Below are 22,097 nucleotides of genomic sequence, written 5' to 3' on the forward strand. Positions count from 1 at the left end.
TTTATTGTGTAAAAACAATAAATTAGCGATCTTTTTTTCACGCAGTTGACCTTACTGCGACAACACGGCTTGCAGGCGGCGCTGGACGTAATCGGGGTTATTGCCCGCGTTCGGGCAGCCGGTAGGCCCAGGCTGGTTGCAAGCGGTGGCCGTGATGGTCCAACTGGTCAAGGTGCCGGGCCCCGTGGCCGTGCCGCATTGCACGCTGACGCTGAACGCCGACAGGGTCGTGCCAGGTGGCAAACTGAACGTGGTGGCGCCGATGCACGCCGCACCGGCGGTCAGGCCGGCGCTGATCTGCCGCTGCAAACCCCATTCAAGGCCGGCGCGGGCGGCCTGCTCGGCGCGCACGCCCTGCACGTCCAACGCCGATTCCGTCTGCTGGAAGGTGGACATATTCACCATCACGGCCGCCAGCGCGGCCAGCACCACGAGCAGGAAAATGGCCGTGACGAGGCTGAAACCGCGCATGCGGCGCGCGCGGTGGCGCAGCAAGTGCGTCATGGCGTATTCCTCGCCTGCACCTGTTGCACCAGGCGCAGCACGCCCGTATTGCTGTTCGCCGCGCCCAGGCTCAGGCTGATATTCACCAGGCCCCGCTGCACATTGGCCAGCACCGTATAGCTGAAAGCGCACGCCGTCACCTGGCGCGCCAGCAGGGCGCCATTCGCCGCCACCAGCGGCGCGGTGCCTTCCACAGCCGGCTGGGCGGCCTGGATCACATAACCGTCGTAACGGGTCAGGGTCCCGGTCGCCAGATTGCAGGCATAGGTGACGGGCGTCGACACCACCTGGAAACGGTTCGACGGCGACGGCAGCGGCGCGGGCGCCGTCGTGAAAGGATAGCTACCCAAGGTGACGACACGGCCGGCCACGCCCGTGACGGGCGCACGGTTGCAGCCGTTTGCCGCGCTGCACGCATACGCATTGTTCGGCGCGAAAGCTCCACCCAGGTTGTAGACGACGATCTGGTCGCCCACGCTGATCGCCTGGCGCGCACCCAGCGCATTGGCGGGCATGGCGCCGACGACGGTGAAGCTCGCCGGAACGCCGGCGGCGGGAGGGGTCTCGAAACTCAGTACAGTGCCCAGACCGGCCGGATCGCTGTCGCTCAGGTAGCGCCCGCCCGTCTTGGTCAGCAGCAATTCCAGGAACTGGCCGCCGCCCGTCACGCGCACGCTGTTCGGCAAGGCGAGGCGCACGTCGCGCGTCAGGCGGCGCGCCGCCGTATCGGCCGTGTCGGCCAGTGCCGCGCGCGCGGTGGTGTCGATATAGCCTTGCACGGGCACGCGGATGAAGACGGCGACCATGACGCCGATGATGCCCGTGATGACGATCACGATGACCATCTCGACGAGGGTAAAGCCGCGCGGGCGGCGCCGGGTGTCAAGGAAATTTTTCATGGAATACTGTTCGGCGCATAGCGCACGCGATAGCCGTCGAGCACGACCTGCTGGTCGGCATACGGCACGACCACCTGAATACGCAGGCCTTCCGTGGCAGGCAAGCCATTCAGGGCTACGGGAGTGATCGTTACCGATGCAACATATGCCTGGGGGGAGCCGGCAGCCCAGACGGCGCCCTGCGCATCCGTCGTGTAAGCGGTGGCCGCGCCATACGCGCCCACGTAATCGTTGACATTGTCAAAAGGACGCCCCGCGCCGCCCGCCTCTTGTCCGGCCACTTCCGGGATGGCGCAGCCGGCGGGGTTGGCGGCCGTTTCCGCGGCAGGGTCTTGCGGATCGCAAAACGTAAATCGCGCCAGCTGGATTTCTTCCAGCATGCTTTCGGCAATCGCCAGCGCCTGCTTGCGCAGCTGCGGGTCGGCGCTGTGTTGCGTCGTCAGGCTCATCACGCCCAGGATGGCGGCCGAAGCCAGGCCGACGATGACGATGAACAGCACCAGTTCGATGAGGGTCACGCCACGTTCACGCTGGCGACGCTGGCTAATGGACATAGCCTGTCTCCCCTTCAACCGTGACGGTACGCGTCAGGCCGTTGCTCTGGATGCTGATTTGCAGCGGGCCCGGGAAGGTCGATGCGTCAGGAAACACATTGGCCAGCGCATATGGCTGGCCCAGCGCGTCGAAATAAAAACTTGCCGACTTGACGGGATCGGTCGACATGGTAACGCCGGAAGGACGGCCTTCGCACAGCCAATTGCTACCCAGGCAATACTGTAGCGTCTCCTTGCTGCCGCTGTTGCTGCCCGTCGGCGGCACCACCTTCTGCGCATTGCTGCAGCCGGCGTCGAAGCACAGGGCCACCTTGTTGGTATCGATGCTGACAAACACGGCACGGTTTTGCGCCACCGCCAGCTTTTGCCCGTAGCGCACGATATTCGTCACCTGATCGGCAAAACCGCGCGCGTCGAACGTGTCGCGCTGGAAAAACCGGTTGACGGCAAAGGTGGCCAGCAGGCCGGCGATCACGAGCACCGCGACCAGCTCGATCAAGGTGAAGCCGTGCGCAGCCGTGTGTCGCAGCTGACCTGGTGGCCCTGCGTGAAGATGCGGAAAGACTGTCGGTGGCTGCTGCAATGGGTGGCCCGTAAAAAAGCCCAACGGGCTGGCGCCTGGGGTTGGGCTGGTGGTGCGCAAGGAAGGCCGGGCGTGGCCAGACTTTCCTTGCAGAGTACTCAAAGATTACTTACACGTGGTGGTCGTTGCCAGATCGACGGTGCCTGCCGGGGCAGTAGCTGTAGCCGCGGTATAGGTAACCGAGCAACCCGAGCGCGATGCCACTGCATCAGGGGTCACGACGAAACCGGTATCGGAGATCTCATAGTCCGGTTTGGCGATGCCTGCGGCCAAGCCAATCCCGGCGGCATCGGCAGTAGGATAACCATTGGCCCCGGTAACCGTCTGGCCTTCCATCGTGACAGCCTTGGTCGGGTCAGCATTGACCAGCCACTGCGCATGGTACAGGGCCGCGCCAGCCTTGATGGCGCCTGCGGCCGCGTGCATCTTGGCCACGCGCGCATCAGTCGACATGTCGATAAATTTAGGAATCGCCGTCGCTGCCAGGATGCCGAGGATCACGATAACGACGATCAGTTCGATCAGGGTAAAACCTGCCTGGGCGCCGCTTTTCATACTACGTAAAGACTTGTTCATTCTTGCTCTCCAAAATCAAATAAAAACATCAAAACCAACGCCATGAAACTGTCGCTGCACCGGACCAGGAAGTGCGTCAGTTTGCTGCCGAGTCCGGCGATTTCCACACCACGATATCGGGCTCCCGGGCGAGCTTGCCAAGATCGGCGTCTGCACCCGGCAAGGTTACATTAAATTTCACTGAATCAACCCTTGTAGTCGGAAAAATATTGCCATTACTAAACAAATAGATAATTTTTTGTTCTTTTTTGTCGTACAACCAATTCCCCGCTGGTAATTTTGCAAGGTCCGGCTGCGCGAACTCGCCCAGATAGTTGGCTGGCTTGTCGGCCAGCCAGTCGAACGGGTTTTGCCGCGCCAGCGCCGGCATTCTGTCGCGCTGGTCCGCCAGGTACAGCTGCAGCACCTGCACCCGCAAGCTCGTGCGCAAGATGCCGAGCATCTGGGCCACGGCCACCTGCTGCGCCTGCTGCTGGTAATAGCCGACCCGGTTCAACAATACCGCCACCAGGATGGCGAACACGCCCGCCACCACCGCCAGCTCGAACAGGGTGAAACCGCGCTGGCGGAGCGGCCTTGCCATCAGTGCAGGGCCGCCCGGCCCAGGTCCCAGATCGGCAGGAAGATGCCCAGCGCCAGCACCAGCACCATGGCGCCGAGGAAGACGATCAAGATCGGCTCGATCTGCGCCGAGAGGGTCTTCAATTCATAGTCGACTTCGCGTTCGTACATGTCCGCGATCTCGTCCATCAGGTCGTCGAGCGAACCGGATTCCTCGCCCACGGCGATCATCTGCAGCACCACGGGCGTAAACACGCCGGCCGCGACCGAGGTGCGCAAGATGCTTTCGCCCCGCTCAACGCCGTCGCGCATCTGTTCCACGCGCGCGCTCAGATAAGTATTGTCGACCGTTTGCGACACCACCGTCAGTGCCTGCACGATGGGCACGCCGCTCGTGCTCGACAAGGCGAAGCTGCGCGCAAAGCGGGCCATCGTGCCCTTCAGGATGATCTTGCCGGCGATCGGCAGGCGCAGCTTGGCGCGGTCCCATTTGTATAAGCCATCTTTCGTGCGCAGCCAGGCGCGCCAGCCGAAAAAGCCGCCCACGCCCAGCATCAGCAGGATGGGCCAGTACGTCACCGTGAAGCGCGACGTGCCGATCAGGATGCGCGTCATCAGCGGCAGTTCCGCGTGGAAGCTGGCGAACACTTTCTCGAACTGGGGAATGACGAAAATATTCACAACGATCATGGCGGCGAGCATGGCAAAGACGACGAAGGTCGGGTAGCGCGTCGCCGTTTTCACGCGCGCGCGCATGTCGCGGTCGAATTCCAGGTGGTTGAACAGGCGCAAAAACACTTCGTCGAGGCGCCCCGTCATTTCACCCACGCGCACCATCGACAAGTAAAACGGCGTGAAGATCGTGGGGTGGCGCGCCATGGCGGCCGACAGTTCGCGCCCCGCGTCGAGCGATTCGCGCACATCCTTGATGATGCGCCCGAACGCTGGGCTGATGGCGGACTCCTGCAAGCCGGCCAGGCCGCGCATGATGGGCACGCCCGCCTTGAGCAGGGTGTACAGCTGGCGGCTGAACAGCTGCACGTCCATGGGCGTGACTTTTTTCTCGGTCAGCCGGGCCCACCAGCCCAGCTGGTTGGCGCCGGCCTTCGTCACCGTCTGTTTCGTCGCGCTGATATCGACGGGCGTGCTGCCGCCCGCCATCAGCTGGTCGGCCACGGCGCCGCTGTCGGCGCCTTCCATCACGCCGGTCAGCAGTTCGCCGCTGGCGCTACGTGCCTTGTAGGAGAAAAACGGCACCTCAATCCTCGCTCTGGTTGCTGATGCGCATCGCTTCCATCACCGTCGTACGGCCCTGTACCACCAGTTGCACGGCGTGGCGGCGCAAAGTTTCGCCCGCCATCTGCGCCGTCGCCACCTTCATGAAGTGCGATGGGTCGGCATGGTTGGCGGCGTCGGCCACGGCGCGCGTGATTTCCAGCAATTCATACACGCCCGTACGGCCACGGTAACCCATGCCGTTGCAATGCGAACAGCCCTTGCCGTGGAAATACTGGTTGCGCTCGACCAGCTCGCCCAGTTCCAGGCGCAGCCATTCGTATTCGTTCGGCGTGGGCTGGTATGGCGTGCTGCAGCTTTCGCAGATCACGCGCACCAGGCGCTGCGCCAGCACGGCTTGCAGCGAGCTGCCCACCATGTAGCGGGGCACGCCCATGTCCATCAGGCGCAGCGGCGTGCTGATGGCATCGTTCGTATGCAGGGTCGACAGCACCAAGTGACCCGTCATGGCGGCGCGCAGACCGATCTGCGCCGTTTCCTGGTCGCGCATCTCGCCGACGAGCACGATGTCGGGATCTTGCCGCAAGGCCGAGCGCAGCACCCTGGCAAAGTTCAGCTCGATCTTCTCGTTCACTTGCACCTGGTTAATGCCGGGCAAGCGGTACTCGACAGGGTCTTCTACCGTGATGAGCTTTTTTTCCACGGAATTGAGTTCGGACAAGGCGCAATACAAGGTCGTCGTCTTGCCGCTGCCGGTCGGGCCCGTCACCAGCACGAGACCGTTCGGGCGGCTGACGATGGCGCGGAACTGCGCCACCAGCTTGGGCGGCATGCCGATGGCGTCCAGGCGCAAGGTCGTGCCGCCCTGGTTCAGCAAGCGCATCACGACGGATTCGCCGTACTGCGTCGGCATGGTGGAGATACGCACGTCGATACGCTGGTTTTTCACGCGGATGGCGAAACGGCCATCCTGCGGCAAGCGCTTCTCGGAAATATCGAGGTCCGACATCAGTTTCAAGCGCAGCGCCAGCGAACTGGCGATCTTGCTGTCCGCTTCCGTCTGCAGGTGCAGCACGCCGTCGATGCGGAAACGGATTTGCAGCCGGCCTTCCTGCGGCTCGATGTGGATGTCCGAAGCGCGCACCTGCGTGGCATCCTCGAACACCGATTGCAGCAGCTTGACGATGGGCGCCTCTTCCAGGCCCGGATTGGCGGCCAGCGCGCCGAAGTCGACGGACACGTCGCCCAGGTCCTGCTCCAGCTCGCGCGTCAGGGTCGAAATATCTTCCGTGCGGCGGTAGATGCGGTCGATGGCGGCCAGCACTTCCGTTTCATTGACGACAGCCAGTTCGATCTGGCGCTTGACCAGGCGCGAAATTTCATCGTACGCGAACAGGTCGGTCGGATCGGACATGCCGACCAGCAAGCCTTCGCGGCGGTCTTCCAGCACCAGCGCGCGAAAACGCCGCGCCTGGGTTTCCGGCAGCAGCCGCACCAGTTCGGGATTGATGTTGAAAAACTTCAGATTGATGTAGGGAATGTCGAGCTGGCGCGCCAGCGCGCCCGAAATCTGCTCCTCCGTGACGAAGCCGTGCTCGACAAAAACGCGGCCCAGCTTGCGTCCCGAACGCTTCTGTTCCGTCAAGGCCTGGCCCAACTGTTCTTCCGTCAGCAATTTCTGCTGCACCAAAATTTCACCGAGCCGGACTTTCTCTGGCCTTGCCATTGCATGCTCCTCGACAAACAAATTCCACAGACGATACACGCCAGCGGCGCGCGGGGGTATTTTATTCCAGAACCTGTTGTTTCTTAAAGAAAATACATTCCAACGTTTGATTTTTGCGCATTTCAACACACTGCAAGGAAACGCTTGCCGCCCACCTGCGCCCATGGCAATAATGGAGGTCCTTCCCCGTCTTCCCTGCCGATCATTGCCCCTATGAATGCCTGTGCCATCGAGTTCCACAACGTGCATCTGCAACTGGCGGGCAGCGCCGTGCTGCGCGGCGTCGACCTGCAGGTGCGCGCGGGTGAACTGTTCGGCCTGGTCGGCGTGAATGGCGCGGGAAAGACGAGCCTGCTCAAATGCCTGCTGGACTTTTGCACACCGGAGCGTGGCGACATCGCCATCTTCGGCCAGCCGCACCGACACGGCGCGGCGCGCCAGCCGCTGTCGTTTCTGCCGGAACGTTTCCAGGCACCGTATTACCTGACGGGCGGCGACTTCCTGCGCTACCTGTCGCGCCTGCACGATGTGCGCCCCGATGCGCAAGCCGTGCTGCAAGCCCTGGATGCGCTGGACCTGGCGCGGGACGTCCTGCTGCGCCCCGCGCGCGCATATTCGAAAGGCATGATGCAGAAACTGGGACTGGCCGCCTGCCTGCTGTCGGGCAAGCGGCAACTGGTGCTCGATGAACCGATGAGCGGACTCGACCCGAAAGCGCGCGCGCAGTTCAAGCAAGTGCTGCGGCAAGCGCGGGCGCAGGGCCGCGGCGCCCTGCTCACTTCGCATGCGCTGGCCGACGTGGAAGAATTGTGCGACCGCATGGCCATCCTGCATGCGGGCCGCATCGTGTTTACAGGCACGCCCGCCGAATGCCGCGCCCGCCATGGCGGCGAGGAAGACGCCAGCCTGGAACAGGCTTTCCTCAATTGCATCGCGACATGAACGCCGACACGCAGGTTTCCAGCCACTACGCGCCCTCGCCGCACGGCATGTATCTGCGCCATTTCGGCTTGCGCACGGCGCCGTTCGGCATCACGCCGGACCCGGCCTTTTTTTATACGGGCAATACACGGGGCGAACTGCTCGACGCGCTGCTGTATGCCGTCACGCAAGGCGAAGGCATCATCAAGCTGACGGGCGAAGTGGGCAGCGGCAAGACCATGCTGTGCCGTATGCTGGCCGAGCGCCTGCCGCCCCAGGTCGACGTGCTGTATTTGCTCAATCCCCGCCTGGAGCCGGACGAAGTCCTGCACGCCATCGCCGCCGAACTGGGCCTGAAACTGGACGACTGCCGCGCCGATGCCGTGCTGCGCGCCCTGCATGGCGAACTGATCGCCCGGCATGCGACGGGGCGCCAGGTAGTGCTGCTGGCCGAAGAAGCGCAAGCCATGCCGGGCGCCACCCTGGAAGCGCTGCGCCTGCTGACGAACCTGGAAACGGCCAGCCACAAGCTGCTGCAGATCGTCCTGTTTGGCCAGCCGGAATTGCAGCACACGCTGGACTTGCCCCAGTTCCGCCAATTGAAGGAGCGCATCACCCACAGTTTTACCGTGCCGCGCCTGCCGCAAGCCTTGCTGAACGATTATCTGACATGCCGCCTGAGCGCCGCCGGCCGCACGGCGCCGCTCGTGTTTACACCGGCCGCCCTGCGCCGGCTGGCGCGCGCGGCGCAAGGCATCGTACGCAGGGTCAATATCCTGGCCGACAAGGCCTTGCTGGCCGCGTTTGCGGACGATGCGCAGCAAATCAGCGCACGCCACATGCGCCTGGCCATTGCCGACAGCCCGTTTCACCGGCCGCCCTGGCATGCGGGCAAGCTGGTGGCGGGCGCCTTGAGCGCGCTGATGCTGCTGCTGGCCGCTGCGCTGCTGTGGCAATGGCTGGCGCCGGGAACGACAGCGGCGATCCCGGCCCCGGCCGCGGTCCCGCGCGCGCCGCTGCCTGCACTGCCAGCACCCTCGACGCTGCTCGACAGCAAGCTGGCCGAATCGCGCGGCTGGCTGGCACGGCAAGGACCGCAGCAACTGGTGCTGCACATCGCCAGCCTGCCCGCCACCGAAACGGCCGCAGCGGAAGCTTTCCTGCAGCAGGCGCAGCAAGCCATCGGCCTGCGCGACCTGCACGTGTTTCGCCTGCCCGGCGCGGCGTCCGCGAGCGCCGCCGGGCGCCTGGACATCGTCTACGGCAGCTTCGCCGACCGAACCAGCGCCGAGGCCGTCTGGGCCAGGCTGGCCCCTGCGTCGCCACAGAAAATATTGCTGTACGACATAGATAGTATCCGTGCGGAAATGAAAGCCACGACACCGGCACAAACGGGGCGTGGCGCCCCCTGACTTTATTTCGGTATATTGCCTCCGGGGCCCGCACACCCGATTGCTTTTAGGCGATCATGCTGGGTAAAATTACAAAAGCACAACACGACTCAAAGGGCGAACTTTTCATGAATCAACACCCTATTCCTGTGCTGGCCTCCTGGGTCGCCCTCGCCTGCAGCACCGTGCTGTCCGGCTGCGCCACGCATCAAACGCCGCTGTCGCCTGCCCACATCAATACCCCGCCCCGCCCAGCCGGCGCCATTCCCGAACCGGTGCAGCAAAGCAGCGCGCTGGCCGCGCCCCTGCCTGCGCCCAAAGTGGAAACCTACAGCGTCACCGTGCACAAGGTGCCCGTGCAGTCGCTGCTGTTTGCGCTGGCGCGCGACGCGGGCATGAATGTCGACATCCACCCGCAGATCGAAGGCAGCGTCACCCTGAATGCGCTGAACCAGACCCTGCCGCAATTGCTGACGCGTATCGGCAAGCAAGTCGATATGCGCTACGAAATCGATGGCAAGAACCTGACGGTGCTGCCCGATGCGCCCGTATGGCGCAATTACAAGGTCGATTACGTCAACATGGCGCGCAGCACCAACAGCAGCGTGAATATCGCCACGCAAATTTCCACGGCGGGCGGAGGATCGAACAGCGCCAGCAACCCCGTCGGCGGCACGCAAGGCAGCGGCAACGGCAGCGGCGGCAATAACAACTCGACCACTCTGGTCGTCAATCGTTCGGAAAATAACTTCTGGTACAGCCTGGAAAAGAATATCCGCGACCTGCTGCGCGAGACCACGCTCAACGACGTGCAGGTGGACCCGCTGGCGCAGCTGAACCAGCAATTGACGAGCATGCCCGGTCAACAAGGACAGCAAGGGCAACAAGGACAACAAGGGCAGCAGGGACAACAAGGCCAGCCTGGCCAGCAGCAGAATCAGGCCGGCAATCAATATGGCAGCCAGGCGCCGATGCAGACTGGCGGCCAGTATGCGCCAGGCCAGCAGCAGGGCAACAGCAACGCGACCCCGTCCCAGCCGCTCGACGCGAACGGCATGCCGCTGCTGAAACTGGCCAACAAGGGCACTCCCTCGTCCGTCGTCGTCAACGTGGAAGGCGGCTTGATCGCCGTGCGGGCCACGGGCCGCCAGCATGAAAAAATCGCCGAATTCCTCGACGCGGTATTGCACAGCGCCAAGCGCCAGGTGCTGATCGAAGCGACCATCATCGAAGTGCGGCTGAGCAATGAGTACCAGCAAGGCATCAACTGGTCGCGCCTGACGGGCAGCCTGAGCCTGACGCAGAGGCAAGTGGGCACCCAGGCGCTCAGCAGCGGCGTCACGCCCGGCGCCACGCCTGGCATCTTCGTGCTCAATTACCTGAAGGACAGTTTCAGCACGACCATCCAGCTGCTCGAATCGTTCGGCAAGGTGAAAGTGCTGTCCAGTCCGAAGATCAGCGTGCTCAACAATCAGACGGCCATGCTGAAGGTGGTCGACAACAATGTCTTCTTTACCATCAAGGTGACGCCCGCCGTGATCAGCTCCACGGGCACCATCACCACGCCGGCAACGTACGAGTCGAAACTGGAAACGGTGCCCGTCGGCTTCGTCATGAGCGTCACGCCGCAGATTTCCGAGAGCGATGAAGTGACCTTGAATGTGCGCCCCACCATTACGCGCATCGTCGGCTACGTGCAAGACCCGAATCCGGCCCTGGCAACCGTGATCAGCCGCGTGCCCGTGATCCAGGCGCGCGAGCTGGAATCGATCATGAAAGTGGGCAATGGCCAGATCGCCGTGATGGGCGGCCTGATGCAGGACTCCGTCGACAATGCCAAGGATGGCGTGCCCGGCCTGTCCAGCCTGCCCTTGGTCGGCAATTTGTTTACCTATCGTAACGAGGCAAGCAGCAAGACGGAACTGGTGATCTTCATGCGCCCCGTCGTGGTCAAGGATGCCAGCGTCGAGGGCGATTACCGCGACTACCGTTATCTGCTGCCTGGCCAGGCGCCGCTCAACAGCCAGCCGTACACGGATGGCCCGCCGGCGCCCGCCGTCCAGCCGCAGGCACGCCTGCAGGGAGACGTCCCATGAGCTTGCTGATGCAGGCGCTCAAGAAAGCCGAGCGCGCCAAGCAGAACAGCCTTTCCGACGAGGAACTGGAAAAGCCGTCCGAAGCCTACGACCAGGTGCTGGAACTGGCGCCGGCCGACGCCCTGCCGCCCCGTCCCGCGCCGGTTGCGCCACCGCCCGTGCAGCCGGCAAGCACCTTGCGCCTGGAACCGCTGACGGACGCTCCCGCGCCGCGGCCCGAGCCGAGCAGCGCCCAGCCCGCTCCGCAAGCGGGCCCGCCCCCCGAGCCACCGCGCGCCCGTCCGGAACCGCCACCCGCCAAGCCGCGCGCCAGCCGCAGCAATCCGCCGCCGAAAGGTCCCACCGGCCCCATCAGCGTCGACCCGGCCACCGTGCGCCTGGCCGTGCTGCTGGCGATCCTGCTGCTGGTGGCAGGCTCCATGGCCTACTGGTACTGGCGCGCCAGCAGCAGCCCCGGCGCGGGCGCCAACCTGCCCGGCGTGCCCATGCCGCTGACGGACGCCCCGGGCACGGCCGGCGTTGCCGGTCCCATCGTGGTCTTGCCAGGGGCCGGCGGCGCCCTGCCGGACGCGCCCGCACCGTTGCCGCAAGACATGCCGCGCGAACAGCGCCAGCCCGCCGGCGCGGCGGAACAGCAGGCGATGATACAGGCCGCCGCGCAAGCGGCCGTGGCCGCCCAGCTGGCGCAACTGCAGCCGCCTGCGCCGCCCAGCCTGCCACCGGTGGCCGCGCCCGACAACAGCCAGATCCAGGTAGTACGCAACGATACGGCGCCGCAGATCAACCCCGGCGTGCAGCAAGCCTACCAGGCCTTCAACGGGGGCCAGCTGGGCGCGGCGCGCCAGCAATATGAAAGCGTGCTGCAGCAGGATGCCAACAACCGCGATGCGCTGCTGGGCCTGGCGGCCGTGGCCCAGCGCGAGAACCAGGGCGCGCAAGCGGCGTCGCTGTACGTGCGTTTGCTGGAAATCAATCCCGATGATGGCGTAGCGCTGGCCGGCCTGATCGGCCTGCGCCAGGGCGACGTCGTGCAGAGCGAGGCAAAACTGAAGGCCATCCTGGCGCGTACCCCCGACAGCGGCCCCGTGCTGTTTGCACTGGGCAATGTGTACGCCAAGCAGCGCCGCTGGAATGAAGCGCAGCAGCAATTTTTCCGCGCCTACAGCGCCGCGCCCGGCAATCCCGATTACGCCTTCAACCTGGCCGTGGGACTGGACCGGCTGAACCAGCCAAAACTGGCCGCCACCTATTACCAGCGCGCCTTGAGCCTGGCGCAAACCACGCCGGCCGCGTTCGACCAGGCCGTCGTGCAAACGCGCCTGCGCGAACTGGCGGCCCCCGCGCCGGCGGCAGCACCCGCGGCTGAGCCGGCCACCATCACACCCCGTCAGGAATAAGCATTACATGGCAGAACAGGCAAAACTTCCGCTGGGCAAATTGCTGATCCAGAAAGGCGTGATCAGCGAAGACCAGCTGCGCATCGCCCTGATCGAGCAGCGGCGCAGCAGCGAACCGCTGGGCAAGCTGCTGATCACCCTGGGTTTCGTTACGGAAGCCACCGTGCGCGAAGCGCTCAGCGAAAACCTGAAACAGGTCAGCGCGGATCTGTCGAGCCTGGTGGTCGACGCCATCGCCCTGAAACTGATCCCGAAGGACGTGGCCAAGCGCTACCGCGTCTTCCCCATCGTGTATGAGCGGCAGGCGGACAATTTGATCCTGGCCATGGCCGACACCAGCAACATCGTCGCGCTCGACCAGATCAGCGCCATGCTGGTCAAGGGCATCACGATTTCCACCGTGCTCGTCAACGAGTCCGATATTTCGCGCGCCATCGACCAGTACTATGGCTTTGAATTGTCGATCGACGGCATCCTGCACGAAATCGAAACGGGCGAAGTCAGCTACCAGAGCATGGCGTCGCCGTCGGACGAGTACAGCCAGCCCATGGTGCGCCTGATCGATGCGCTGCTGGCCGATGCCGTGCAAAACGGCGCCTCGGACATCCATTTCGAGCCGGAACAGTCATTCCTGCGCATCCGCTACCGTATCGACGGCATCCTGCGGCAAATCCGCAGCCTGCACAAATCGTACTGGCCGGCCATGGCCGTGCGCCTGAAGGTGATGTCGAACATGAATATCGCCGAGGCGCGCGCGCCGCAGGATGGGCGCATCAGCATCAAGTTTTCCGGGCGGCAAATCGACTTCCGCGCGTCGGCGCAGCCCACCACGCATGGCGAAAACTTCGTGCTGCGCGTGCTGGACCGCCAGAAAGGCATCGTGCCGCTGGCCGCCCTGGGCCTGGCCGAGGCGGAACTGAACTTGCTGAAACTGATGATCGCGCGGCCCGACGGCGTGATCCTCGTGACGGGCCCGACGGGCAGCGGCAAGACCACCACCCTGTATTCGATCATCAATCACATCAATACGGAAAGCGTCAACATCATGACCTTGGAGGACCCGGTCGAGTATCCGATGAACATGATACGCCAGACCTCCGTCAACGAATCCGTCAAGCTGGGCTTTGCCGACGGCATCCGCTCGATGATGCGGCAAGACCCGGACATCATTTTAGTTGGCGAGATCCGCGACCGCGAAACGGCGGAAATGGCCTTTGCCGCCGCCATGACGGGCCATCAGGTGTATTCCACCTTGCACACGAACTCGTCCATCGGCTCCATCTCGCGCCTGCTCGATATCGGCATCCTGCCCGACATCATGGCCGGCAACATCATCGGCATCGTGGCGCAGCGTCTCGTGCGCCGTTTGTGTCCGCATTGCAAGGAAACCGCGATCGCCGACGACGTCGAGCGCCGCCTGCTGGGCCTGGCAATAGACGATGCGCCCGTGTCCATCTGCCGCGCCGTCGGCTGCGAGCGTTGTGCGCACCAGGGCTACAAGGGCCGCCTGGCCATCATGGAAATCCTCAAGATGACGGCCGAACTCGATGAATTGACCGCGCGCCGCGCCAGTTCGCGCGAATTGAAGAACGCGGCGCGCGCGGGCGGCTTCAAGGGCCTCGTCGACGACGGCATGCGCCGCGTGATGGAAGGCGTCACCACGCTGGAAGAAGTGGGCCGCGTGGTCGACCTGACGGAAAGGCTGGCCTGATGGCGCAATATGTCTACCGCGCCATGGATGCAGCCGGCACATTGATTCCCGGCAGCATGGAGGCGGCCAACGTGCCGGACCTGGAAGCGCGCCTGCACCGCATGCAGCTCGACTTGATCGACTGCAAGATCACGGGCCAGTATCTGGTGCTGCTGGGCAAGCGGGTCATCCACCGCCGCGACCTGATCAATTTCTGCTTCCACATGGAACAATTGACGGGCGCGGGCGTGCCCATCCTGGACGGTTTGAACGACTTGCGCGAAAGCACGGACCACCCGCGCCTGCGCGAAGTCGTCACGGACCTGATCGAAAGCATCGAAGGCGGCCTGCCCCTGTCGGGCGCGCTGGCCCAGCATGGCGACATCTTCGACGCCACGTTCACGAGCCTGATACTGGCGGGTGAACAGAGCGGCAAGATCGCCGAAGTCTTCAAGAACCTGTCGGAAAGTCTGAAATGGCAGGACGAGCTGGCCTCGCAGACGCGCAAGATCATCATGTATCCGATCATCGTCGCCATCGTCGTGGCGGCCGTGACGTTTTTCCTGATGATCTATCTGGTGCCCCAGCTGACGGCGTTTATTCGCAACATGGGCGGCGAGCTGCCGCTGCACACGCGCGTGCTCATTTTCGTGTCGAATGTCTTCATCGCATACTGGTATGTGCTGCTGGCCTTGCCCGTGCTGCTGTTCTTCGGGCTGCGCGCGCTCATCCGCCGCAGCGAGGCGGCCCGCTATGCCTGGGATGGCTTGAAGCTGCGGCTGTGGCTGGTCGGACCCGTGCTGCACAAGATCATCCTGGCCCGCTTCGCCACGTTTTTCGCCCTGATGTATGCTTCCGGCATCACGATACTCGAATGCATCCGCCTGTCCGAAGGCATCGCCGGCAACCAGGTGGTGGCGGCGGGCCTGCGCCGCGCCGCGCAGCTGATCAGCGAGGGCTACGGCGTGACGGCCGCCTTCCAGCACACGGGCATCTTCCCGCCGCTCGTGATCCGCATGCTGAAGGTGGGCGAGGCCACGGGATCGCTGGACACGGCCTTGCGCAATGTCAGTTACTTTTACAACCGCGAAGTGAAGGAATTGATTGAAAAAGTGCAAGCCATGATCGAGCCGACCATGACGGTCATCCTGGGCCTGCTGCTGGGCTGGATCATGTTGTCGGTGCTGGGGCCGATCTACGACACCATCAGCACGATTAAAACTTGAGACCCGAGACCTGAGACCGCCGTGTTCCGCAAACAATTACTCTACATCACCAGCGACGCCCTGTGCGCCTACGACTGGGACCATGGCGTGCTGGGCCCGGGCCAGGCCTTTCCCGCCAGCGCGGCCGGGCTGGACGGTTTCGCCGCGTGGCTGGAAGACCCGCAGGCGCACCGCCTCGACGTGCCCGCCTACCTGCTGACGGACTTGATCGAGGAAGATTTCCAGCGCCAGCTGCTGCCCCACGTGCGCGGCAAGGCGGGCCGAGCGCTGCTGGAGCGGCGCAAGCAACAATTGCACCGCGACACGCCGTACCGGGGCAGCACCTTGCTGGGCCGTGAAAGCACGGGCCGCCACGACGACCAGGTGCTGTTTTTCGCGCTGACCAACCCGTCCTTGCTGCAGCCGTGGACGGAGGCGCTCGAGCACTTGCGCGTGCCCGTGGCCGGCATTTATTCGACCAGCCTGCTCAGTATCGCGCTGGTCAAAAAACTGTCGATCGCGCATGAACACTTGCTGCTCGTGACGCAGCAGTCGGGCGGCTTGCGGCAAAGTTACTATGAAAAGGGCCAGCTGCGCTTTTCGCGCCAGACGGCCACCATCGCGCTCGACGGCGTGGCCGTGAATATTGCGCTGGAAACGGAAAAGACGCGGCAATTTCTGACCAGCACGCGCATGCTGGCGCGCGGCGACGTCTTGAATACCGTCATCCTGGCGCCGGCCGCGCAGATCGCCAAGCTCGAACTGCTGTGCGATAACGGCGTCGAAGTGGCGTATCACTTCATCGACCTGCAGCTGGCCGGCGAACGGGTGGGCTTGCGCCGGACGCCGGCACTGGCCGATGAATTGCTGCTGACCTTGCTGGGCAAGCATCCGCCGCCCAGCCACTATCCACCCGGCGCGCTGGCCCGCTATTACCACTTTCAGCGCGCGCGCAAGACGCTGTATGGCGCCAGCACGCTGATCGGCGCGTCGGCAGCCCTGTGGTGCTCGATTAACTTGCTTGGCGGCATAGCCGACGGGGCCGCCATCGAACGCCTGACGCAGGAAACGGCGACCTACCAGGAGCGCTACCGCAGCGTCATGTCGACCCAGCCGCCGGCGCCGGCCAAGACGCAGAACATGAAAGTGGCCGTGACCCTCGGTCACATGATCGCCAGCCAGGCACCGGAGCCGGGGCGGCTGCTGGGCATGCTGAGCGCCGCACTGGACCAGGCGCCGCAGGTGGCGCTCGGCCAGCTGCACTGGCATGCGGGCCAGGCGCCCGCGCGCGTAGCCGGCAATCAGCCGCCGCAACAGCAGCAACAAGGTACGGGCGGGCCGACCGGCAGCGCCATGGCCGGCATTCCCGTCGCGCCGCCACAGGCGCTGCGCCTGGAAGCGGACGTGGCAATGCCGAACAACGATTACCGCGCGGCCCTGGCCGCCATCACGGCCTTCGCGCAAACCCTGGCGCGCCAGCCGGGCTTGCAGGTGACGATCGAGGAAACCCCGCTGGACCTGCGCCCCAGCGCGGCCCTGTCCGGCAAGAGCGCCGTGCCGGCGCCAGCCAGCCAGGCCCGCTTCACCCTCTTGCTTGCGTGGCAGCCATGAGCGGCCCCGTCAAACAGCCGCCCCTGCCCGGCATGCAACGGACCGGCACGCCCGCGCGCGCCCTGCCCGCCTGGCTGGGCGAACTGCACCTGATACGCCGCGCCCTGCTGTGCTTTACGCTGACCATGCTGGCCGGTCTGGTGCTGCTGAGCCTGAGCATCGCCTACCGCGAGCGCGAGGCGCAGCAGCTGGACCTGGCCCAGCGCACGCGTTCGGCGGCCGCCATGCTGTTCAACCACGTGGAGGCGGAGAAGCAGGAAATCCGCGCCTATGAACCGCGATTCCTCGCCTTGCGCCAGCGCGGCCTGATCGGCGAGGAAAACCGCCTCGCCTGGATCGACGCCATCCGCCGCAGCCAGGAACAGCGCAAACTGCTGCCGATCAGCTATGACATCAGCCCGCAGCAAGGGCTGCAAGTGCCATTGCCCATGGTGATGGGACAATATCAGCTGCGCGGCAGCCGCATGCGCCTGCAGATGGATTTGCTGCACGAGATGGATTTGCTGAACCTGCTGGACGATTTGCGCCAGGCCGGCTATTTCGCCGTGCAGGATTGCACGCTCAAGCGGCATGCCACGGCCGGCGCGAGTCCAGGCACAGGCAACGCAATCGCTACGGGCGCCATGGCGCCCGCCCTGGGCGCCGAATGCGAGCTGCTGTGGCTGACCCTGGGCAGCACGCCCGTGCCGGGGCGGCCATGAAGCGCCCCCTCGTCCTCAGCGTGCTGCTGGCTGGCGCCGCGCTCGCGGCGCAGGCGCAGCCACCGCAGCTGGGGCGGTTGTTCCTGTCGCCCGAGCAGCGCGCCCAGCTCGACGCGCAGCGCTACGGCCCGCCGGCGCCCGATCCGGCCCTGGCGGCGCCACTGTCCCCGCCGCAGCCACCGCCGCCCGCTCCGCCCGTGGAATTGAATGGCGTGGTACAGCGCAGCAGCGGCCGCACCACCGTCTGGCTGAACCAGGAAGCACAGAACGAACCGCACAACCACCTCGCGCGCGACAAGTCGGGCACGCCCGGCACCCTGACCTTGCGCCTGTCGAACGGCCAGGTGCTGCTGCTCAAACCCGGCCAGCGCTACGATCCGGCCAGCGGCACCGTGACCGAGGCGCCGCCATGACGCCGTGCCAAGCGCATCACCAACTTCGTCGCCAGCGCGGCGCCGCCCTGTTGCTGCTGGTGGCCGTGCTGGGCCTGGGCACGGCCAGCCTGCTGATCAGCGCCTTCGGGCGCAACACGGGCGAAGCCGAACGCCAGCAGCGCACCTTGGCCACCCTGGCGCAGGCGCGCGACGCCTTGCTGGGCTTTGCGGCGACCAATGGCCGCCTGCCCCGTCCGGCCGCCTCCGCCCTCGACGGGCGCGAACGGGCCACCGACTGCGCCGACGATACCGAGTGCAGCGGCTTTTTGCCGTGGGTCGCGCTGGGCGTGGATGGCGTGGATGCCTGGGGCAAGCTGCTGCGCTACAGCGTCACGCCGGAAATGGCGCGCGCGCCCATCGTCTCGTTTTCCGCCGTCGCCAACAGAGTCGTTGTCACGCGCGACGGCCGCGGCGCCATCTCCTTCGTGGCGGGACAGGACCAGTGCGACGTCAGCGCCCAGTGCCTGCCCGTCGTGCTGTTGTCGCAAGGCAAGGATCACTATGGTACGGCCGCCAGCGGCGTGCCGCAGATCAATACGGCGCGCGGCAATATCGATGAAGCGGCCAACGACAGCGCCAGCCGCAGCTTCATCACCCGCCCCGCCACCGGACTTGCCACGATGCCCGGCGGCGCCTTTGACGACATGCTGACCTGGATTACCTTGCCTACCCTGTATCAACGCATGCGCGCCGCGCGCAACCTGCCATGAGCGCCCGCCATCCGCGCCGCCAGGGCGGCTTTTCCCTGATCGAGATCGCCATCGTGCTTGTCATCGTCGGCCTGATGATAGGCGGCCTGGTCACGCCGTTGACGGTGCAACTGGAACAGCGCAAGGTGGCCGAGACGCAGCAGGCGCTCAATGAAGCGAAGGAAGCGCTGACGGGCTACGCGCTGCGCTACGGCTATCTGCCCTGTCCCGCCATTTCCGCCGGCAATGGCTTGGAAGACCGGCGCGGCACACGCTGCACGGGCGAAAAACGCGCCGGCTTCCTGCCCTGGGCCACCCTGGGGCTGCGCCAGGGCGACAGCTGGAACAATCTGTTCCGCTACAGCGTCACGCCGGCCTTCAGCGACAGCGAGCAGCAGTTCAACCTGGGCACGCCGCGCGACATCAGCATCGTCACGCGCAATGGCGGCGCGCTGCTGCAGGCGACGGCCTTGCGGGACATCCCCGCCATGATCATGTCGCATGGGAAAAACGGCTTTGGCGCCACGGGCGTGCAGGGCCAGCGCCAGGCCGTGCCTTTCGGCAACAATGTCGACGAGCGCAACAATGCATCGAACGCCACCACCTTCATCAGCCGCGCCGCCAGCGGCCCGCAGCAGCCGGGCGGCGAGTTCGACGATATCATCGTCTGGCTGTCGCCCAACATCCTGTTCAACCGCATGGTGGCGGCGCAAAGGCTGCCCCGCTGATGCGCATGCTCTTGCCCTCGTTCACCATCGCCCGCTACACGCTGCTCGAAGCGCTGCGCAGCCGCCTGCCGTGGCTGTTCGTGCTGGTGGCCTGCGCTTGCGCCGGCCTGGCCGGCTTCCTGCAGCAACTGGCGCTGACGGAAAGCGGCGCCGTGCAAACGTCCCTGCTGGCGGCCGCCTTGCGCCTGGCCAGTGTCTTCCTGCTGGCCACGTTCATCATCACCAGCATGGCGCGCGAAGCGGCCGACCGGGGCCTCGAGTTGCTGCTGGCTCTGCCCATGCCGCGTGCGGCCTACCTGCTGGGAAAACTGCTGGGCTACGCAGCGCTGGCGGCCGTGCCCGCCATGCTGTTCGGCCTGTTGATGGCGCTGTTCGCCGCGCCCGCGCAAAGCGCGCTGTGGGCGCTGTCCCTGCTGGGCGAACTGTGGATCGTCGCCGCCTTCAGCCTGCTGTGCGCGGCCAGCCTGCAGCAGGCCCTGCCGGCGCTGGCCGCCACGGGCGGCTTCTATGTGCTGGCGCGCATGCTGGGCAGCCTGCAACTGCTGGCGCACGGCCCCCAAGCGGGCGAGTCATGGCCGCAGCGGGCCACGGCCGGCGCCATCGACGTGCTGGCCCTGCTGCTGCCCCGCCTCGACGCATTTACGCGCACGGAGTGGCTGCTGTACGCGACCGGCGACTGGCGAGCCTTGGCCGGCGTGGCGGCGCAAACGGCCATCTATGTGGCCTTGCTGGCCAGCTGCGCGCTGTGCGACTTTTACCGCAGGAACATCTGATGGCCGCCGCCCAGCGTCCTTGGAGCAGCGTGCCGCGCCCCCTGTGCTGGCTGCTGGCGGCCTGCCTGCTGCTGCAGCTGGGCTGGCGCCTGGCGCAGCAGTACTCACCGGCACAGGCGCGGCCCCTGCCCGCCGCGCCGCCGGCAAGCGTGGCGCGCCTGGCCAGCCTGGGCGAACCGCTGGCCATGTCGAAGGCCATGCTGCTGTACCTGCAGTCGTTCGAAGACCAGCCCGGCGTCAGCCTGCCGTGGCGCGCGCTCGACTATGACCGCCTGGCCGGCTGGCTGGAGACGGCGCAGACGCTCGATCCGCGCAGCCGCTACGCGTTGGTGGCCGCCAGCGAAGTCTACGCGGGCGTGGCCGACCCGCAGCGCGCGCGGCGCATGCTGGCCTTTGTCGCCGCCAGTTTCGCGGCCGACCCGCAGCAGCGCTGGCCCGCCATGGCGCAGGCGGTGCTGGTGGCGAAAAACCAGCTGCACGACCTGCCGCTGGCGCTCGGCTATGCGCGCGCCTTGCGCCAGCTGGCGACGGGGCCGCACGTGCCGCCGTGGGTACGCGAAATGGAAGCGTTCATCCTGGAAGACATGGACCAGCTCGACAGCGCCCGCCTGGTGATCGGCGGGCTGATCGCCAGCGGCCAGATCAGCGACCCGCACGAGCTCGCTTTCCTCGCGCGCAAGCTCGAGGAACTGGCCAAAAAGAAAAAGACGGCGCCATGAACCGCCGTCCGAAATGCCCTGCGCGCGCAGCGCTATTGCAGTAAACTGCGATCCTGAAGCTGCCATACCCAGTACCAGCACTTTTTCCAAGGAAATCCCATGCTCCCACGCCGCCAGCACGGCTTTACGCTCGTAGAAATCGCCATCGTCCTGGTCATCATCGGCTTGCTGCTCGGTGGCGTGCTCAAGGGACAAGGCTTGATCGACAGCGCCAAGGTGAAAAACATCATCCAGCAGTCGAATGCGCTGACGGCCGCCGTCAACGCCTACCAGGACAAGTTCCGCGCCCTGCCCGGCGACGATATCCAGGGCACCGTGCACGTGCCCAATTCGGCCGGCAACGGCAATGGCGATGGCCAGATCGGCGACGGCCAGCCGCGTGAATTCACCTTGGCGCCGCAGCACCTGGCGCTGGGCGGCTTCATCACCGGCTCGTTCAACGGCACCTCGCAATTCATGACCAGCGCCCAGGGCGGCGCCGTCTACCTGTACAACGACGAAGTGGGCGGCCGGGCCGGCAACGGCATCCGTTTCGACAACCTGCCCGAGAGCTACGCCGAGCAGATCGACAGCAAACTCGACGATGGCGTGGCCAGCACGGGCAGCGTCCGGGCGAACATGCCCTATGGCAATGCCGGTGCTATCATTCCCCGCACCGCCGTATTTTTCTGAGCCACCAGTCACTATCGAAGGAATACCATGCCAATGCACCGCACACTCATCGTCTCCCTGGCCGCCTGCGCCGCGCTGGCCGGCAGCGCGCAAGCCCAATATGTGGGACCGACGACCGGCCCGGCCGCGCCCGCCAATGTGGCCGCCATTCTGAAAAATCCCGTTGACGACCAGGCCGTCGTGCTGCGCGGCAACCTGCTGCGCAAAGTGGGCAACGAGAAATATACCTTCTCAGACGGCACGGCGGAAATCCGCGTGGACATCGACGACAAGGTCTTCATGAACCGCAAGATCGACGCCAAGACTCGCGTGGAAATCCGTGGCGAAGTGGAAAAAGATTTCATGGAAAGCCCGGAAATCGATGTCGACGTGCTGACCGTGGTCCCGTAAGCTGCCTGGCCATCCCGCCGCCATGGCGGGATGGGCGTCAC

At 65.2% G+C, this 22,097-nt stretch carries 23 protein-coding genes; 15 read left to right on the forward strand and 8 right to left on the reverse strand.

Translation table 11 applies throughout. The features are described 5' to 3' along the window. Positions 1 to 51: 51 nt before the first annotated feature. The 8 genes from MRBLMS1_RS02995 to MRBLMS1_RS03030 form a co-directional block, all read right to left on the reverse strand. Complete coding sequence (locus MRBLMS1_RS02995; RefSeq protein WP_485877721.1) at positions 52 to 504, reverse strand: agglutinin biogenesis protein MshP; 453 nt, start codon at positions 502 to 504, stop codon at positions 52 to 54. After that, positions 501 to 1,403 carry a prepilin-type N-terminal cleavage/methylation domain-containing protein gene (locus MRBLMS1_RS03000; protein ID WP_485877723.1) on the reverse strand — a complete coding sequence of 301 codons (903 nt, stop codon included), beginning with the start codon at positions 1,401 to 1,403 and terminating at the stop codon, positions 501 to 503. Before MRBLMS1_RS03000 ends, MRBLMS1_RS02995 begins: the two co-directional genes overlap by 4 nt. Next, the gene (locus tag MRBLMS1_RS03005) at positions 1,400 to 1,957 is read right to left on the reverse strand and encodes a type IV pilus modification PilV family protein (protein WP_139089599.1); all 558 of its coding nucleotides are present in this window, start codon (positions 1,955 to 1,957) and stop codon (positions 1,400 to 1,402) included. The genes MRBLMS1_RS03000 and MRBLMS1_RS03005 overlap by 4 nt, the downstream gene beginning before the upstream one ends. Beyond that, complete coding sequence (locus MRBLMS1_RS03010) at positions 1,947 to 2,486, reverse strand: pilus assembly FimT family protein (protein WP_485878961.1); 540 nt, start codon at positions 2,484 to 2,486, stop codon at positions 1,947 to 1,949. The genes MRBLMS1_RS03005 and MRBLMS1_RS03010 overlap by 11 nt, the downstream gene beginning before the upstream one ends. 159 nt (positions 2,487 to 2,645) lie before the next feature. Further along, on the reverse strand, positions 2,646 to 3,116 hold the full coding sequence (locus tag MRBLMS1_RS03015; protein WP_485877725.1) for a prepilin-type N-terminal cleavage/methylation domain-containing protein: 471 nt from the start codon (positions 3,114 to 3,116) through the stop codon (positions 2,646 to 2,648). A 76-nt stretch (positions 3,117 to 3,192) separates the two neighbouring features. Next, positions 3,193 to 3,699 (reverse strand): type II secretion system protein, encoded by a 507-nt coding sequence (locus MRBLMS1_RS03020; RefSeq protein WP_485877727.1) that lies wholly within the window; start codon positions 3,697 to 3,699, stop codon positions 3,193 to 3,195. Beyond that, positions 3,699 to 4,934, reverse strand: coding sequence for a type II secretion system F family protein (locus MRBLMS1_RS03025; protein ID WP_128142813.1), 1,236 nt, complete (start codon positions 4,932 to 4,934; stop codon positions 3,699 to 3,701). Before MRBLMS1_RS03025 ends, MRBLMS1_RS03020 begins: the two co-directional genes overlap by 1 nt. Position 4,935: 1 nt before the next feature. Continuing rightward, positions 4,936 to 6,639 (reverse strand): GspE/PulE family protein, encoded by a 1,704-nt coding sequence (locus MRBLMS1_RS03030; RefSeq protein ID WP_331776301.1) that lies wholly within the window; start codon positions 6,637 to 6,639, stop codon positions 4,936 to 4,938. A 213-nt stretch (positions 6,640 to 6,852) separates the two neighbouring features. Here MRBLMS1_RS03030 and MRBLMS1_RS03035 point away from each other — a divergent pair, with 213 nt between their 5' ends. The 15 genes from MRBLMS1_RS03035 to MRBLMS1_RS03105 all read left to right on the forward strand — a co-directional run bounded on the left by MRBLMS1_RS03035 (position 6,853) and on the right by MRBLMS1_RS03105 (position 22,056). Beyond that, positions 6,853 to 7,581: an ABC transporter ATP-binding protein gene (locus MRBLMS1_RS03035; RefSeq protein ID WP_485877730.1), complete on the forward strand. Its 729-nt coding sequence runs from the start codon at positions 6,853 to 6,855 to the stop codon at positions 7,579 to 7,581. Next, positions 7,578 to 8,972 (forward strand): ExeA family protein, encoded by a 1,395-nt coding sequence (locus tag MRBLMS1_RS03040; RefSeq protein WP_485877732.1) that lies wholly within the window; start codon positions 7,578 to 7,580, stop codon positions 8,970 to 8,972. The genes MRBLMS1_RS03035 and MRBLMS1_RS03040 overlap by 4 nt, the downstream gene beginning before the upstream one ends. A 107-nt stretch (positions 8,973 to 9,079) precedes the next feature. Continuing rightward, positions 9,080 to 11,047, forward strand: a complete 1,968-nt coding sequence (locus tag MRBLMS1_RS03045) for a type II secretion system protein GspD (RefSeq protein WP_128142811.1) — start codon at positions 9,080 to 9,082, stop codon at positions 11,045 to 11,047. Then, positions 11,044 to 12,444, forward strand: a complete 1,401-nt coding sequence (locus tag MRBLMS1_RS03050; RefSeq protein WP_485877734.1) for a tetratricopeptide repeat protein — start codon at positions 11,044 to 11,046, stop codon at positions 12,442 to 12,444. The genes MRBLMS1_RS03045 and MRBLMS1_RS03050 overlap by 4 nt, the downstream gene beginning before the upstream one ends. A 7-nt stretch (positions 12,445 to 12,451) precedes the next feature. After that, complete coding sequence (locus MRBLMS1_RS03055) at positions 12,452 to 14,155, forward strand: GspE/PulE family protein (protein ID WP_485877736.1); 1,704 nt, start codon at positions 12,452 to 12,454, stop codon at positions 14,153 to 14,155. Beyond that, a complete protein-coding gene (locus MRBLMS1_RS03060; protein ID WP_485877737.1) occupies positions 14,155 to 15,360 on the forward strand; it encodes a type II secretion system F family protein in 1,206 nt (401 codons plus the stop codon). Before MRBLMS1_RS03055 ends, MRBLMS1_RS03060 begins: the two co-directional genes overlap by 1 nt. A 21-nt stretch (positions 15,361 to 15,381) precedes the next feature. Further along, complete coding sequence (locus tag MRBLMS1_RS03065) at positions 15,382 to 16,950, forward strand: hypothetical protein (RefSeq protein ID WP_485877738.1); 1,569 nt, start codon at positions 15,382 to 15,384, stop codon at positions 16,948 to 16,950. Next, a complete protein-coding gene (locus MRBLMS1_RS03070; protein WP_485877739.1) occupies positions 16,947 to 17,651 on the forward strand; it encodes a hypothetical protein in 705 nt (234 codons plus the stop codon). Before MRBLMS1_RS03065 ends, MRBLMS1_RS03070 begins: the two co-directional genes overlap by 4 nt. Beyond that, positions 17,648 to 18,064 carry a hypothetical protein gene (locus MRBLMS1_RS03075; protein WP_485877740.1) on the forward strand — a complete coding sequence of 139 codons (417 nt, stop codon included), beginning with the start codon at positions 17,648 to 17,650 and terminating at the stop codon, positions 18,062 to 18,064. Before MRBLMS1_RS03070 ends, MRBLMS1_RS03075 begins: the two co-directional genes overlap by 4 nt. After that, a complete protein-coding gene (locus MRBLMS1_RS03080) occupies positions 18,061 to 18,795 on the forward strand; it encodes a hypothetical protein (protein ID WP_485877742.1) in 735 nt (244 codons plus the stop codon). The genes MRBLMS1_RS03075 and MRBLMS1_RS03080 overlap by 4 nt, the downstream gene beginning before the upstream one ends. Then, a complete protein-coding gene (locus tag MRBLMS1_RS03085) occupies positions 18,792 to 19,502 on the forward strand; it encodes a type II secretion system protein (protein ID WP_456150201.1) in 711 nt (236 codons plus the stop codon). The genes MRBLMS1_RS03080 and MRBLMS1_RS03085 overlap by 4 nt, the downstream gene beginning before the upstream one ends. Beyond that, positions 19,502 to 20,275 carry an ABC transporter permease gene (locus MRBLMS1_RS03090; RefSeq protein WP_485877744.1) on the forward strand — a complete coding sequence of 258 codons (774 nt, stop codon included), beginning with the start codon at positions 19,502 to 19,504 and terminating at the stop codon, positions 20,273 to 20,275. The genes MRBLMS1_RS03085 and MRBLMS1_RS03090 overlap by 1 nt, the downstream gene beginning before the upstream one ends. Further along, complete coding sequence (locus tag MRBLMS1_RS03095; protein WP_485877746.1) at positions 20,275 to 20,994, forward strand: hypothetical protein; 720 nt, start codon at positions 20,275 to 20,277, stop codon at positions 20,992 to 20,994. Before MRBLMS1_RS03090 ends, MRBLMS1_RS03095 begins: the two co-directional genes overlap by 1 nt. Before the next feature lie 99 nt (positions 20,995 to 21,093). Continuing rightward, complete coding sequence (locus tag MRBLMS1_RS03100) at positions 21,094 to 21,666, forward strand: prepilin-type N-terminal cleavage/methylation domain-containing protein (RefSeq protein WP_034755294.1); 573 nt, start codon at positions 21,094 to 21,096, stop codon at positions 21,664 to 21,666. Positions 21,667 to 21,699: 33 nt separating this feature from the next. Next, positions 21,700 to 22,056, forward strand: coding sequence for a YgiW/YdeI family stress tolerance OB fold protein (locus MRBLMS1_RS03105; protein WP_485877748.1), 357 nt, complete (start codon positions 21,700 to 21,702; stop codon positions 22,054 to 22,056). Positions 22,057 to 22,097: the final 41 nt, after the last annotated feature.

It is taken from the genome of Massilia sp. LMS1-1-1.1, assembly GCF_040815535.1.
In the GTDB taxonomy this organism is placed as follows: Bacteria; Pseudomonadota; Gammaproteobacteria; order Burkholderiales; family Burkholderiaceae_D; genus Janthinobacterium; species Janthinobacterium aestuarii.